This window comes from Pseudomonas sp. LBUM1678 (genome assembly GCF_059695575.1).
On record NZ_CP166775.1, the window covers coordinates 4,552,277 to 4,566,391 of the forward strand.

Annotated in this window: 15 protein-coding genes; 13 read left to right on the plus strand and 2 right to left on the minus strand. The window is 61.1% G+C overall.

The features are described from left to right. The first annotated feature begins 203 nt into the window (after positions 1 to 203). The 6 genes from paaF (at position 204) to paaK (ending at position 6,395) form a co-directional block, all read left to right on the plus strand. Positions 204 to 977, plus strand: a complete 774-nt coding sequence (gene paaF / locus ACA070_RS20780; RefSeq protein WP_497448143.1) for a 2,3-dehydroadipyl-CoA hydratase PaaF — start codon at positions 204 to 206, stop codon at positions 975 to 977. A 34-nt stretch (positions 978 to 1,011) separates the two neighbouring features. Next, on the plus strand, positions 1,012 to 1,803 hold the full coding sequence (paaG, locus tag ACA070_RS20785; RefSeq protein ID WP_497451997.1) for a 2-(1,2-epoxy-1,2-dihydrophenyl)acetyl-CoA isomerase PaaG: 792 nt from the start codon (positions 1,012 to 1,014) through the stop codon (positions 1,801 to 1,803). A gap of 3 nt (positions 1,804 to 1,806) precedes the next feature. Beyond that, positions 1,807 to 3,324: a 3-hydroxyacyl-CoA dehydrogenase PaaH gene (gene paaH, locus ACA070_RS20790; protein ID WP_497448144.1), complete on the plus strand. Its 1,518-nt coding sequence runs from the start codon at positions 1,807 to 1,809 to the stop codon at positions 3,322 to 3,324. Next, a complete protein-coding gene (gene paaI / locus ACA070_RS20795; RefSeq protein ID WP_497448145.1) occupies positions 3,317 to 3,766 on the plus strand; it encodes a hydroxyphenylacetyl-CoA thioesterase PaaI in 450 nt (149 codons plus the stop codon). Before paaH ends, paaI begins: the two co-directional genes overlap by 8 nt. Continuing rightward, the gene (pcaF, locus tag ACA070_RS20800; protein WP_497448146.1) at positions 3,759 to 4,970 is read left to right on the plus strand and encodes a 3-oxoadipyl-CoA thiolase; all 1,212 of its coding nucleotides are present in this window, start codon (positions 3,759 to 3,761) and stop codon (positions 4,968 to 4,970) included. The genes paaI and pcaF overlap by 8 nt, the downstream gene beginning before the upstream one ends. A gap of 99 nt (positions 4,971 to 5,069) precedes the next feature. After that, positions 5,070 to 6,395 carry a phenylacetate--CoA ligase PaaK gene (gene paaK / locus ACA070_RS20805; RefSeq protein ID WP_497448147.1) on the plus strand — a complete coding sequence of 442 codons (1,326 nt, stop codon included), beginning with the start codon at positions 5,070 to 5,072 and terminating at the stop codon, positions 6,393 to 6,395. A gap of 159 nt (positions 6,396 to 6,554) precedes the next feature. Here paaK and ACA070_RS20810 read toward each other — a convergent pair whose 3' ends face one another. Next, a complete protein-coding gene (locus tag ACA070_RS20810) occupies positions 6,555 to 7,115 on the minus strand; it encodes a hypothetical protein (protein ID WP_497448148.1) in 561 nt (186 codons plus the stop codon). A 57-nt stretch (positions 7,116 to 7,172) separates the two neighbouring features. Further along, a complete protein-coding gene (locus tag ACA070_RS20815) occupies positions 7,173 to 7,907 on the minus strand; it encodes a hypothetical protein (RefSeq protein ID WP_497448149.1) in 735 nt (244 codons plus the stop codon). Positions 7,908 to 8,277: 370 nt separating this feature from the next. On the opposite strand from ACA070_RS20815, the gene paaA reads away from it, so the two are divergent. From paaA to ACA070_RS20850, 7 genes are all read left to right on the plus strand, one after another. After that, the gene (gene paaA, locus ACA070_RS20820; protein WP_497448150.1) at positions 8,278 to 9,267 is read left to right on the plus strand and encodes a 1,2-phenylacetyl-CoA epoxidase subunit PaaA; all 990 of its coding nucleotides are present in this window, start codon (positions 8,278 to 8,280) and stop codon (positions 9,265 to 9,267) included. A 27-nt stretch (positions 9,268 to 9,294) separates the two neighbouring features. Next, entirely contained in the window at positions 9,295 to 9,576 is a 282-nt protein-coding gene (gene paaB, locus ACA070_RS20825; RefSeq protein WP_003208899.1) for a 1,2-phenylacetyl-CoA epoxidase subunit PaaB, read from the plus strand. 8 nt (positions 9,577 to 9,584) lie between these two features. Further along, a complete protein-coding gene (paaC, locus tag ACA070_RS20830; RefSeq protein ID WP_497448151.1) occupies positions 9,585 to 10,346 on the plus strand; it encodes a 1,2-phenylacetyl-CoA epoxidase subunit PaaC in 762 nt (253 codons plus the stop codon). Beyond that, on the plus strand, positions 10,333 to 10,866 hold the full coding sequence (gene paaD / locus ACA070_RS20835; RefSeq protein WP_497448152.1) for a 1,2-phenylacetyl-CoA epoxidase subunit PaaD: 534 nt from the start codon (positions 10,333 to 10,335) through the stop codon (positions 10,864 to 10,866). The genes paaC and paaD overlap by 14 nt, the downstream gene beginning before the upstream one ends. A gap of 32 nt (positions 10,867 to 10,898) precedes the next feature. After that, positions 10,899 to 11,975 (plus strand): 1,2-phenylacetyl-CoA epoxidase subunit PaaE, encoded by a 1,077-nt coding sequence (gene paaE / locus ACA070_RS20840; protein WP_497448153.1) that lies wholly within the window; start codon positions 10,899 to 10,901, stop codon positions 11,973 to 11,975. Between the two features lie 185 nt (positions 11,976 to 12,160). Beyond that, a complete protein-coding gene (locus ACA070_RS20845; RefSeq protein WP_497448154.1) occupies positions 12,161 to 12,469 on the plus strand; it encodes a DUF485 domain-containing protein in 309 nt (102 codons plus the stop codon). After that, complete coding sequence (locus ACA070_RS20850) at positions 12,466 to 14,112, plus strand: cation acetate symporter (RefSeq protein WP_497448155.1); 1,647 nt, start codon at positions 12,466 to 12,468, stop codon at positions 14,110 to 14,112. Before ACA070_RS20845 ends, ACA070_RS20850 begins: the two co-directional genes overlap by 4 nt. The last annotated feature ends 3 nt before the right edge of the window (positions 14,113 to 14,115 follow it).

The window sequence follows — 14,115 nt, forward strand, 5'->3', positions numbered from 1 at the left end:
AAAAACGGCACAAAAAGCGCCTAACGAGGACAGTCACGGTCAAAGCCTTAAAACCAAACAATTGCCATTAGGACACATTAAATCAATTTTACTATTGTATTTGCGTATCACGTTGTAGGTATACTCAGGCAAAACCGGCCCACCGCGCCGATCCAATAATGAGCCGGCATCACAGCCGAGCGTGCACCGTGAGGGCATCCGCCATGCCTCTAACCCTTGCTGTCGAGTTCATCGAGCCGGGTGTCCGTCTGATTACCTTGCAGCGCCCGCAAGCGCTGAACGCCCTGACCACCCAATTGCTCGGCGAACTGGCGGATGAACTGAACGCCGCGCAAGCCGATCCCTCCACCCGCGCCGTGGTGCTGACCGGCAGCCGCAAAGCCTTTGCCGCCGGCGCCGACATCAAAGAAATGGCCGAGCGCAATCTGGTCGGCATCCTCGACGACCCGCGCCAGGCGTCATGGCAGACCATCACCCGTTTCAGCAAACCGCTGATCGCCGCCGTCAACGGCTTCGCCCTCGGCGGGGGCTGCGAATTGGCGATGCATGCCGACATCATCATCGCCGGGGAAGACGCCCGCTTCGGTCAGCCGGAAATCAACCTCGGGATCATGCCCGGCGCCGGTGGCACCCAACGTTTGCTGCGCGCCGTCGGCAAATCCATGGCCATGCAAATGGTCCTGACCGGTGAGCCGATTGACGCCCGCCAGGCTCAGCGCGCCGGGCTGGTCAGCGAAGTGACCCAGCCGGAATTCACCGTTGAACGCGCCGTGCACATCGCCCACAGCATTGCCGGCAAAGCGCCGTTGGCGGTGCGTCTGGCCAAGGAAGCGCTGCTCAAGGCGATGGACACCGACCTGGCCAGCGGCCTGCGTTTCGAGCGCCATGCCTTCACCGTGCTGGCCGGTACCCAAGATCGCGACGAAGGCATCCGGGCCTTTCAGGAAAAACGCACGCCGACCTTCACCGGGCAATAACCCTTCGAACGACTTCTCAGAGAGCGCCATGACCATGAACTTCGAACACATCCTGTTTTCCATCGAGGCCGGCGTCGCCTTGCTCAGCCTCAATCGCCCGGACCAGCTCAACAGCTTCAACGCGAAGATGCATGGTGAAGTGAAGGAAGCGCTGAAACTGGTCCGGCAGAACCCGGACGTGCGCGTATTGCTGCTGACCGGTGAAGGTCGGGGCTTCTGCGCCGGGCAAGACCTCAGCGACCGCAATGTCGCGCCGGGCAGCGCCGTGCCGGACTTGGGCGAATCGATCGAGAAGTTCTACAACCCGCTGATCCGCCAGTTGCGCGACCTGCCGTTGCCAGTGATCTGTGCGGTCAACGGCGTGGCGGCCGGGGCTGGCGCCAATATTCCACTGGCCTGTGATCTGGTACTGGCGGCGCGTTCGGCGAGCTTCATTCAGGCCTTCTGCAAAATCGGCTTGATCCCCGACTCCGGCGGCACCTGGACCTTGCCGCGCCTGGTCGGCATGGCTCGCGCTAAGGCGCTGGCCTTGCTCGGCAACCGCCTGAGTGCCGAGCAAGCCGAGCAATGGGGCCTGATCTACCGCGTTGTGGACGACGCCGAGTTGCGCAATGAAGCCCTGACGCTCGCGCGCCATCTGGCCACCCAACCGACTTACGGCCTGGCGCTGATCAAGCGCAGCATGAACACCAGCCTGAGCAACACATTTGACGAACAGCTAGAGCTGGAAAAAGACCTGCAACGTCTGGCCGGGCGCAGCGAGGATTACCGTGAAGGCGTCAGCGCCTTCATGGAAAAACGCAGCCCAAGCTTCAAGGGGCGCTGAGCCATGACTGCACTGAATTCCAATGCGCGCGTCGCGGTGATCGGCGCCGGGGCCATGGGCGCCGGCATTGCACAGGTCGCCGCTCAAGCAGGCCATCCGGTGCTGCTGCTGGACAATCGGCCGGGTGCTGCTGCTCAGGCCATCAATGGGATTGACCGGCAACTGGGCAAGCGCGTCGAGAAAGGCAAGCTCTCCGCCGAGTCGCGCAGCGCAACGATTGCGCGCCTGCAAGCGGTTGAAGCCATCGAAGCACTGGCTGATTGCGAACTGATCATCGAAGCCATCGTCGAGAACCTTGAGGTCAAGCGCGCCCTCTTCCGCCAGTTGGAAGGGATCTGCGGCGAGCGCTGCATTCTGGCGAGCAACACCTCATCGTTGTCGATCACCAGCATCGCGGCGCAGTTGAACCACCCGAAACGCTTGCTCGGACTGCACTTCTTCAACCCGGCGCCGGTCATGGCGCTGGTGGAAATCGTCTCCGGCCTGGCCAGCGATCCGGCGTTGGCCGAGTGTCTGTACGACACCGCCAAAGCCTGGGGCAAAAAACCGGTACACACCCGTTCGACGCCCGGTTTCATCGTCAATCGCGTCGCCCGGCCGTTCTACGCCGAGAGCTTTCGTTTGCTCCAGGAAGGCGCGGCGGATTGCCCGACGCTGGATGCACTGATGCGCGAGGCCGGTGGCTTTGCGATGGGTGCGTTCGAGCTGACCGACCTGATCGGCCATGACGTCAACTACGCCGTCACCTGCTCGGTGTTCGATGCGTATTACGGCGACACGCGATTCCTGCCGTCGTTGATCCAGAAAGAACTGGTAGACGCCGGGCGTCTGGGCCGGAAAAGTGGTCATGGCTTCTATCGCTACACCGAAGGCACCGAGCGTCCGCAACCAATGTCCATCAACAGCGAACACGCCGTTCAAACCTGCGTTGTAGAAGGTGATCTCGGCATCGCCAACGCGTTGATCCCACGCCTGCGTGAACACAACATCGATATCGTTCAGCGCGACGGCCAAGGTTTGCTGCGGGTCGGCGACGCCGTGCTGGCGTTAAGCGACGGGCGCATGGCCTGCCAGCGCGCCAGGGAAGATGGGTTGCGCAATCTGATCCTGCTCGACCTGGCATTCGACTACGGCAAGGCCAGTCGTATCGCTATCAGCTACTCGCCCGATATCGAGCCCTCCGCCTTCGAACACGGCGTCGCATTGCTGCAACGGGCCGGGTTCATCGTCAGCCCGCTGAGTGATAGCCCGGCCCTCGCGGTGCTGCGCACGGTGGCCATGCTCGCCAACGAAGCCGCCGACGCCGTGCTGCAAGGCGTGGCCTCGGCCGCGGACATCGACCTTGCGATGCGTGCCGGGGTCAATTACCCGCAAGGTCCGCTGGCCTGGGCCGATGCCATCGGCCTTTCGCACATCCTCCAGGTACTGGAAAACCTGCAGGCCGTTTATGGCGAAGAACGTTATCGGCCGTCGCTGTTGTTGCGCCGCCGGGTCGCTGAAGGGAGAACGTTCCATGACTAACCATGAAGCCATGAATCTGGCTAGCGACTGCGCGCAAGCGTTGTTCAAGCGCGACACCGCCAGTCAGGCAATGGGCATGCGCTTGCTCTCCGCCGCGCCAGGGTGCGCCCGCGTCGGCATGAGTGTGCGCGCCGACATGATCCAGGGCCACGGCACTTGCCACGGCGGCTACCTGTTCGCCCTCGCCGACTCGGCGTTTGCCCTGGCCTGCAACAGCTACAACGAAGCCACGGTGGCCATCGGTTGCAGCATCGACTACATCGCCCCGGCACGCCTGGGCGACACCTTGAATGCCGACTGCACCGAGCAAAGCCGTTCCGGTCGCACCGGCAACTACGACGTACGCATTGAAAACCAACTGGGCCAGCTGATCGCGCTGTTCCATGGCAAATCCTACAAAGTGCGCGGCGCTGTGCTGACGCAGGAGAATCCGAATGAATGACGCCTTGATCATCGACGCGGTACGGACCCCGATCGGTCGCTACGCCGGCGCCTTGAGCAGCGTGCGCGCCGACGACCTCGGCGCGGTGCCGCTGCGCGAACTGCTGCGCCGTCACCCGCAAGTCGACTGGAATGCCGTTGATGACGTGATCTACGGCTGCGCCAATCAGGCCGGCGAAGACAACCGCAACGTGGCGCGCATGTCGGCGCTGCTGGCCGGGTTGCCGGTCAGCGTGCCCGGCACCACGCTCAACCGTTTGTGTGGTTCCGGGCTGGATGCCATTGGCACGGCAGCGCGGGCGATTCGCTGTGGCGAGGCCGGGTTGATGCTGGTCGGCGGCGTCGAGTCGATGTCCCGCGCACCGTTGGTGATGGGCAAGGCCGAGCAAGCGTTTTCTCGCGATGCGCAGGTCTACGACACCACCATCGGCTGGCGTTTCGTCAATCCGCTGATGAAAAAGTCCTACGGCATCGACTCCATGCCGGAGACCGCCGAGAACGTCGCCGAGCAGTTCAACATCTCCCGCGCCGATCAGGACGCCTTCGCCCTGCGCAGCCAGCAACGTGCCGGTGCGGCCCAGGCCAGCGGGCGGCTGGCGAAGGAAATCGTCGCGGTGGAAATCCCCCAGCGCAAAGGCCCGGCCAAAGTCGTCGAGCATGACGAGCACCCCCGCGGCGATACCACCCTTGAGCAGTTGCAGAAACTCGGCACGCCGTTTCGCGAAGGCGGCAGCGTCACCGCGGGCAATGCGTCCGGGGTCAATGACGGGGCTTGCGCGTTATTGCTCGCCAGCCCGCAAGCTGCCAAACGCCATGGCCTGAAGGCGCGCGGGCGGGTCGTGGCGATGGCCACTGCCGGGGTCGAACCACGGATCATGGGCATCGGCCCGGTGCCGGCAACGCGCAAGGTGCTGGAACTGGCCAACCTGAGCCTCGCCGACATGGACGTGATCGAACTCAACGAAGCCTTTGCCGCGCAAGGCCTGGCGGTGCTGCGCGAGCTGGGCCTGAGCGACACCGATGCGCGGGTCAACCCCAACGGCGGCGCGATTGCCCTGGGTCATCCACTGGGCATGAGCGGCGCACGGCTGGTGACTACCGCCCTGCATGAACTGGAAGAACGTCAGGGTCGCTACGCCTTGTGCACCATGTGCATCGGCGTCGGCCAGGGCATCGCGCTGATCATCGAGCGCCTGTCCGACTAAAGAACCGCGATTCCCGAGGAGCCGAGAGGTATCCTTGGGGCATGCACTCAAAGCCCTTGTGTAGAAGGGCCGAAACACAAAAATAATTCGAGTGAAGTTATGAACATGCCAATTGCCAAAGCCGTGCTTGATCCCGTGCTGGACCCGATGGAAACCGCCAGCATTGACGAACTGCGCCAGCATCAACTGGAGCGTCTGCGCTGGAGCCTGAACCACGCCTATAACAATGTGCCGCTGTACCGCCAACGCTTCGATACGCTGGGCGTACACCCGGACGACATCAAGTCCCTGGAAGACCTGGCGAAGTTTCCATTCACCACCAAAACCGACCTGCGCGATAACTATCCGTACGGCATGTTCGCCGTACCGATGCACGACATCGTGCGACTGCACGCCTCCAGCGGCACCACCGGCAAACCGACGGTCGTGGGTTATACGCAGAACGACATCGACACCTGGGCCAACGTCGTCGCGCGCTCAATTCGCGCGGCGGGCGGCCGGCGTGGTGACAAGGTGCATATTTCCTATGGCTACGGTCTGTTCACCGGCGGTCTTGGCGCCCACTACGGTGCCGAGCGCCTGGGCTGCACGGTGATTCCGATGTCTGGCGGCCAGACTGAGAAACAGGTGCAGCTGATCAAGGATTTCCAGCCGGACATCATCATGGTCACGCCGTCGTACATGCTCAACATTGCCGATGAAATCGAGCGCCAGGGCATCGATCCGCACAAACTGGCCCTGCGCCTGGGCATCTTCGGCGCCGAGCCGTGGACTGCCGAACTGCGCAGCGCCATCGAAAACCGCCTGGGCATTACCGCCCTCGACATCTACGGTCTCTCGGAAATCATGGGGCCCGGCGTCGCCATGGAATGCGCCGAAACCAAGGACGGGCCGACGATCTGGGAAGACCACTTCTATCCGGAGATCATCGATCCGGTCACCGGCGAGGTGCTGCCGGACGGGCAGATGGGCGAACTGGTATTTACCTCGCTGAGCAAAGAAGCGCTGCCGATGATTCGTTATCGCACCCGTGACTTGACGCGTCTGCTTCCGGGGACTGCGCGGCCGATGCGGCGGATCGACAAGATCACCGGGCGCAGTGATGACATGTTGATCATTCGTGGGGTTAACGTGTTTCCGACGCAGATCGAGGAACAGGTGCTGAAGATCAAACAGCTTTCAGAGTGTTATGAGATTCATCTGTATCGCAACGGGAATCTGGACAGCGTGGATGTACATGTCGAGCTCAAGGCTGAGCATCAGCATTTGGGGGATGACCAGCAGAAAGCGGTCTGTGCCGAGTTGAGTCGGCATATCAAGACGTATATCGGGATCAGTTCGCGGATTGTTGTGCAGCCGATGCATTCGATCAAGCGGTCTGAGGGCAAGGCTTGTCATGTGATGGACAAGCGTCCGAAGGGATGACTGCTGCACCCTTTATAGCCCCGCTTTTTGCGGGGCTTTTTTTTGGGTTAATGCCCCGACCCCTATGGGAGTGAGCCTGCTCGCGAAAGCGGCCTGACAGCCAGCCTTAACCCGTCCCGCTGCAGGAGCTGTCGAGTGCAACGAGGCTGCGACTTTTGATCAGAGATTACGCGCCAGTGCACCGTCGATATCGAGTCGATCATCTGCGCGGCGGAACTGCGCTCGCAAGTTTTCAAGGTGCGCCGTCAATCCGCTGATCATGCGTCTTTTGCGCCTGGCTTCTTCCGCGCGTGCCAGCAGGTAAGCAATCAATCCCGTGGACAAGCCCCATGCACCAGAAACCCAGGTCGTGTAGACGGTCAATATCAGACAGAGGAACAGCAACATGCCTCGGGATGCCGGGTGAACCAATTGGCCAAACAGCCATTCTGCACTCGCCAGCGTGGCGCTTTGCGAAATGCTGTGATTGTGCACAAGGGTGGAAATGCTCTCCTTGCCGTCGCGCGTTCCTGCGTAGACCACGGTGACCTCGTCGCCCGGGCGATAGCGGAAATCCGGATTATTGAATACCAGCTCCAGTTCCAGGCCGTCAGGCGTTCGTATCCAGTACTCATCCTCAATCTCGTAGGCGACAGGCTCGCTGCGCCGCTCACGGCTCAATATCTCTCCACTCTGGGTCCAGAACCGGATAACGATATTGTCGTAGCTGTAGTCGTACATCTCTATTCCTTGAAAAATCACGATGCCATGAGCCGAGATCGAATCGAGATCAGTTCGTCACAGATTGCGCGACAGTGCCCGGCGCACGCTGTCGCTGTTCAGCACGGGGCTTTCAGTTTCAGAAGGGATTTGCGCGGGTGCGGGACTGTCGAGCTGAAATGAGAGTTCAGCCTGGGCCGGGCTCTCAACTTGCTCAGCGCTTGGCGCCTGAGTACGACTGGCCGCCAGAGTGTCGAGCTTCTCGATGTAGGCGTTCAGGTCGCTGACCAGCAGCTTCTTGCGCTGGGAGCCCTGATACAACGCGTAGCAAAGGTAACCCGCCGCCGCCAGGAGACCGAGCCCGGCGGTGGCAATGCCGGCGACGCACAACCCCGACACGATCAGCACGGTCTTCCAGCTGAAGGGCGTCAGCTCCAGCTCCGTATTGAGCACGCTCGCGTCACGCAGAATCCAGCGCTTGGAGGCCGTGTGGTTCAGCAGGATGGTATGCAAGGGCAAACCATCCTTTTTCAAGGCGCTGATGAGCGAGATCTGCTGGCCCGTGCGCAAAGGAATATCCACGCCACGCAGCTTCACATCGTGTTCGACGCCGTCCGGGGTCTTGACCCAGAACTCGTGATTGATGATCGACACCGAACTGACGCGCACCGGCGTGAGATCCCCGTCCTTGCCGTTCACATGAACGCCGCCCGTGGTGGTCACGCGAGTTTCACTGAGTTTTTCGCTGCCCACCACTTCACCGCTCAAGACAGTGAAAGCAACGGATTTATCGCCATGGGTGAACGTGTGCATTTCGATTCCTTTTTAGACCCACGTCGATCGACGTGCAGGAGAAAGATCCGTATGCCGCGGATGCTACTAAGTAGCCACTAGGCTGTCCAGAATTCGCCCCAACACCCCTCCCCTGCAGCAGCTGTCGAGCCTTGGCGAGGCTGCGATAAAAGAACACAAAAGCACGCAGCCTCGCCAAGGCTCGACAGCTGCTACAGGAGAGGGGTGTGCAGGTGCTTGAAGTCAGTCAGCTCCTGACTCACAAAACAACCATCCATCCCAAAGCGATACAAAAACACATGCGACACGATATTTTCTGTTTGATATTAATTTATGTATCGCTTATAAAGTTCTCCATGCCCTCGATCAGCTTCAAGGCGGGAGACCCAAAATGTACGCACAGCTCGTAGAAACCGGCGTAAAGCGCATAAAAGACCTGTCGGAAATGTCCGAACAGGAACGCGCCTTTCAGGAAAAAATCGATTCAGAAATCAAGATCGAAGCCAAAAACTGGATGCCCGACGCCTATCGCCAGACCCTGATCCGGCAGATCTCCCAGCACGCCCACTCCGAAATCGTCGGCATGCTGCCCGAAGGCAACTGGGTCACCCGCGCGCCATCGCTCAAACGCAAACTGCAACTGATGGCCAAGATCCAGGACGAAGCCGGCCACGGCCTGTACCTCTACAGCGCCATGGAAACCCTCGGCGCCGACCGCGACGAAGAAATCGCCAAGCTGCATTGCGGCAAAGCCAAGTACTCAAGCATCTTCAATTACCCGACGCTGAACTGGGCCGACATGGGCGCGGTGGGCTGGCTGGTGGATGGCGCCGCGATCGTCAATCAGGTGGTATTGCAGCGCACCTCTTATGGCCCCTACTCCCGGGCCATGGTGCGGATCTGCAAGGAAGAAAGTTTCCACCAGCGCCAGGGCTACGAAATCCTCCTGACCATGATGCGCCAGGGCAATCAGGCGCAAAAAGACATGGTCCAGGACGCGATCAATCGCCTGTGGTGGCCGTCGCTGATGATGTTCGGCCCAAGCGACGAACATTCGCCGAACAGTGCCCAGTCCATGGCCTGGAAAATCAAGCGCCAGAGCAACGACGAACTGCGCCAGCGCTTCATCGACCAAACCATCCCGCAACTTGAACTCCTGGGTTGCACCTGCCCCGATCCGGACCTGAAGTGGAACGCCGAACGCGGTCACTACGACTTCGGCGAAATCCAGTGGAGCGAGTTCTACGAAGTACTCAAGGGCAACGGCCCGTGCAACCAGGATCGCGTCACCACTCGCCGCAAAGCCATTGAAGACGGCGCCTGGGTCCGCGAAGCCGCGGTTGCTCACGCTCGCAAAAAACAGAACAAGAACGCCGCTTGATCGGCCACCTGATGTGGAGTCACTGAAATGTCTGAATGGACCCTCTTCGAAGTCTTCGTGCGCAGCAAGCACGGCCTCAACCACAAGCATGTCGGCAGTGTGCATGCCGCCGACACCACCATGGCCATCGAAAACGCACGTGAGCTCTACACCCGCCGCAGCGAAGGCGTGAGTCTGTGGGTGGTGCCCTCGGCGCTGATTACCGCCTCATCGCCGGATGAAAAAGACCCGCTGTTCGACCCGGCGGACGACAAGGTTTATCGCCACGCCAGCTTCTACGAGCTGCCGGCCGAAGTCGGGCACATGTGAGGTCGACCATGAATAACCAGACTGATCTGATCGAATACCTGCTGCGCCTCGGCGACAGCGCCCTGATCCAGGGCCAGCGTCTGTGCCAATGGTGCGGCAAGGCCCCGGCGCTGGAAGAAGAACTGGCGCTGATGAACGTCGGCCTCGACCTCGTCGGGCAGGCGCGCAACTGGCTGGAATACGCCGCCGAACTGCTGAACGACGGTCGCGACGCCGATCACCTGGCGTTCCGCCGTGACGAGCGCGCCTACCGCAATCTGCTGCTGGTGGAACAACCCAACGGCGATTACGCGGTGACCATCCTCAAGCAGTTTCTCTATGACGCCTGGCACCTGCCAGTGCTCAGCGGCCTCAGCCAGTCCAGCGACGAACGCATCGCCGGGATCGCCGCCAAAGCGGTCAAGGAAGTGACCTACCACCTGCGCCGCTCCGGCGAATGGGTCGAGCGTCTGGGTGACGGCACCGAAGAGAGCCACAAGCGCATGATCGCGGCGATCCCCGAGGTCTGGCGTTTCACCGTCGAGCTGACCAGTGCCGATGACAGCGAGCAACGCCTGTGCGACGCCGGCATCACTCCAGACACCGCGCAAGTCGCCGCTGCCTGGCAAGCCAAGGTCAACGACCTCTTCGCCAGCGCCACCCTGCCCGTGCCGGCTGCTCCAAGCTATTTCTACCTGAATGCACGCAAGGGTCTGCACACCGAACACCTGGGCATTCTGTTGGCCGAAATGCAGTTCCTGCCTCGAGCGTACCCCGATGCAACCTGGTGAGCTGATTGCCAGCGACCTCGGCGCGCGGCCGGCTCAACCGGCCGACCTCTCCGCTGCCTGGGCGACCCTGGCGCAGGTCATGGACCCGGAAGTGCCGGTGGTCAGCGTGGTCGACCTGGGCATCGTGCGCGATCTCGACTGGCAGGCCGGTCATCTGCACGTGGTGGTCACACCGACCTACTCCGGTTGCCCCGCTACGGAAGTGATCGAGAGCGACATCCGCGAGGCGCTGGAACTGGCCGGATTCAAGGCGCCGTTACTGGAGCGCAAATTGACCCCGGCGTGGACCACCGACTGGATCACCGACAGCGGCCGTGAACGCCTGCGCGCCTATGGCATCGCACCGCCCGAGGGCAGCACCAGCAAACGCAGCCTGCTCGGCGAAAGCCCGGTGATCGTTTGCCCGCAATGCGGCAGCGCCCACACCGAAGTGCTCAGCGAATTCGGCTCTACGGCGTGCAAGGCGTTATACCGCTGCGTCGATTGCCGGGAACCGTTCGACTATTTCAAGTGCATCTGAGCGGCGATCGGCCGTCCAGCTGGAGAATAAAAATGAGTAAATTTCACAGCCTGACCATCAAGGATGTGCGCGCCGAAACCCGTGACGCGGTGTCCATCGCCTTCGAAATTCCGCAGCACCTGCAAGACAGTTTTCACTTCACCCAGGGCCAGCACCTGGTGATGCGCACGCAGATGGATGGCGAGGAAGTGCGCCGTTCCTATTCAATCTGCACCGGTGTCAACGACGGCGAACTGCGCGTCGCCATCAAGCGTGTGGCCGGTGGCCGTTTCTCGGCGTTTGCAAACGAGCAGTTGCAGGCCGGGCACAGCCTGGAAGTGATGCCGCCCGCCGGGCATTTTCATGTCGACCTCGACCCGGTTCGCCATGGCAACTACCTGGCGGTCGCCGCCGGTAGCGGCATTACGCCGATTCTGTCGATCATCAAGACCACCCTGGAAACCGAGCCCCACAGCCGCGTTACGCTGCTATATGGCAACCGTTCCAGCTCCGGCGCGCTGTTTCGCGAACAACTCGAAGATCTGAAAAACCGCTACTTGCAGCGCCTGAATCTGATCTTCGTCTTCAGTCGCGAACAGCAGGATGTCGACCTGTACAACGGCCGGATCAACGCCGAGAAATGCGAGCAACTGTTCTCCCGCTGGCTCGACGTCAAAGCCCTCGACGCGGCATTCATCTGCGGCCCGCAGGAAATGACCGAAACCGTGCGCGACAGCCTGAAGGTCAAAGGTATGCCGGTCGAGCGCATCCACTTCGAACTGTTCGCTGCCATCGGCAGCACGCAAAAACGCCAGGCCCGCGAGGCGGCCCGACAAGTGGATGCCGCCGTCAGCCAAATCACCGTCATCAGCGACGGCCGCGCCCTGGCGTTCGACCTGCCGCGCAACAGCCAGAGCATCCTTGATGCCGGCAACGCTCAGGGCGCAGAACTGCCCTATTCGTGCAAGGCCGGCGTGTGCTCGACCTGCAAATGCAAAGTCATTGAAGGGGAGGTGGAAATGGACAGCAACCACGCCCTGGAAGATTACGAAGTGGCCGCCGGTTATGTGCTGTCGTGCCAGGCGTTTCCGGTGAGCGACAAGGTGGTGCTCGACTTCGACCAACTCTGACATCGCTATCGCGGGCATACCTTTCACCTGTAGGAGCGAGGCTTGCCCGCGAAGAGGCCATCAGACTCAACATCGATGTCGCCAGACCGTCCGCCTTCGCGGGCAAGCCTCGCTCCTACAGGGAACGGGTCGCCCCTCAAAATTTGCTTCACACAACAACAAAAACAACAAAGGAGAGCGCTTACATGACACCCCAAGACATAGAACTCATCCGCCAGCACCCCGACTTCATCCAGTTGGTACGCCGCAAACAAAAACTGTACTGGTCGCTGTCGCTGATCATGCTGGTGATCTATTTCGGTTTCGTGTTGCTGGTGGCGTTCTCCCCCGCCACCCTTGGCCAGTCCCTGAGTGGCGGCGTAACCACCGTGGGGATGCTGGTGGGTGTGGTAATCGTGGTGCTGGCCTTCGCACTGACCGGTTTCTATGTCTATCGCGCCAACAACGTGATCGACCCGCTGAATGAAAAACTCAAGCAGGAGTGCGCCCGATGAACCGTCTTCTCGCGTTATTCCTGCTGCCGCTGGCAGCTGTCACCGACATGGCGGTCGCAGCCGACGGCGCATCCCGCCCACTGAACTGGAACGCCATCGGCATGTTCCTGGTGTTCGTGCTGTTCACCCTCGGTGTGACGCGTTGGGCTGCGCTGCGTACTCGCTCCGCCAGCGATTTCTACACCGCAGGCGGCGGCATGACCGGTTTCCAGAACGGTCTGGCGATTGCCGGCGACATGATCTCCGCCGCGTCCTTCCTCGGCATCTCGGCGATGATGTTCCTCAATGGCTACGACGGCTTGCTCTATGCGCTGGGCGTGTTGGCCGGCTGGCCGATCATTCTGTTCCTGATCGCCGAACGCCTGCGCAACCTCGGCAAATACACCTTTGCCGACGTCGTTTCCTATCGCCTCGAACAAACACCGGTGCGCCTGACTTCGGCGTTCGGTACCCTGACCGTGGCCCTGATGTACCTGGTGGCGCAGATGGTTGGCGCCGGCAAGTTGATCGAGTTGCTGTTCGGCATCGATTACCTCTACGCGGTCATGCTGGTCGGCGTATTGATGGTGTTCTACGTGACCTTCGGCGGCATGCTCGCCACCACCTGGGTACAAATCATCAAGGCCGTGATGCTGCTGTTCGGCACCACGTTCATGGCGTTCATGGTGCTCAAGCATTTCGGTTTCAGCACCGAAGCGATGTTCGCCGGGGCCACTGCCGTGCACGCCAAGGGCAACGCAATCATGGCGCCCGGCGGTTTGCTGTCGAACCCGGTCGATGCGATATCGCTGGGTCTGGGCATGATGTTTGGCACCGCCGGCCTGCCGCATATCCTGATGCGTTTCTTTACCGTCAGCGATGCCAGGGAAGCGCGCAAAAGCGTGTTCTACGCCACCGGTTTTATCGGCTACTTCTACTTGTTGCTGATTATCGTCGGCTTCGGTGCGATCGTCATGGTCGGCACCGACCCGGCGTTCCGCGATGCCAGCGGCGCGATCATCGGCGGCGGCAACATGATCGCCGTGCACTTGGCCCAGGCCGTGGGTGGCAACCTGTTCCTCGGCTTTATCTCGGCGGTCGCCTTCGCCACCATTCTGGCCGTGGTGGCCGGACTGGCATTGTCCGGCGCGTCGGCGGTGTCCCATGACTTGTATGCCTGCGTGATGCGCAAGGGCCAGGCCACCGAGCAGCAGGAAATTCGCGTGTCGCGCATTGCCACGCTGTGCATCGGCGTCCTGGCAATCATTCTCGGCCTGTTGTTCGAATCGCAGAACATCGCGTTTCTCTCCGGTCTAGTGCTGGCCATTGCCGCCTCGGTGAATTTCCCGGTGCTGTTTCTCTCGATGTACTGGAAAGGCCTGACCACCCGTGGCGCGGTGACCGGCAGCCTGACCGGTTTGATCTCGGCGATTGTCCTGTTGGTGCTGAGCCCCGCTGTGTGGGTCAACGTGTTGCATCACGACAAGGCCCTGTTCCCTTACTCCAACCCGGCGCTGTTTTCCATGAGCCTGGCCTTCTTGAGCGCCTGGGTGTTTTCCGTCACCGACACCTCACCCCGTGCAGCCCTTGAACGCGGCCGTTATCTGGCGCAGTTCATCCGTTCGATGACCGGCATCGGTGCCTCCGGCGCTAGCAAGCACTAATAA